Source organism: Elizabethkingia argenteiflava (assembly GCF_009904105.1).
Lineage (GTDB): Bacteria > Bacteroidota > Bacteroidia > Flavobacteriales > Weeksellaceae > Elizabethkingia > Elizabethkingia argenteiflava.
Window position 1 is genome coordinate 1 of sequence record NZ_JAAABJ010000174.1, and the last position, 271, is coordinate 271.

The 271-nt window shown below is 38.7% G+C and carries 1 pseudogene; it reads left to right on the plus strand.

The window, feature by feature from the left end:
* A pseudogene (locus GNY06_RS01405) lies at positions 1 to 271 on the plus strand (helix-turn-helix domain-containing protein); the annotation flags it as partial.

Below are 271 nucleotides of genomic sequence, written 5' to 3' on the forward strand. Positions count from 1 at the left end.
AAAGCCTGTAAAGTAATGGGCTATTCCCGAGACCGTTTTTATCGATTCTAAGAACTGTATGAGCAAGGAGGTGAATTAGCATTACAGGAAATCTCCAGAAGAAAGCCAGTATTAAAGAATCGTGTAGCTGAAGTTATTTAAAAAGCTGTTGTTGATATAGCCATTGAGAACCCTACTTTGGGGCAGCTTAGAGTAAGTAATGAACTTAAAAAGCAAGGTTTCTTTGTATCACCAGGTGGAGTCAGCAGTATTTGGTTAAGACACGATCTAC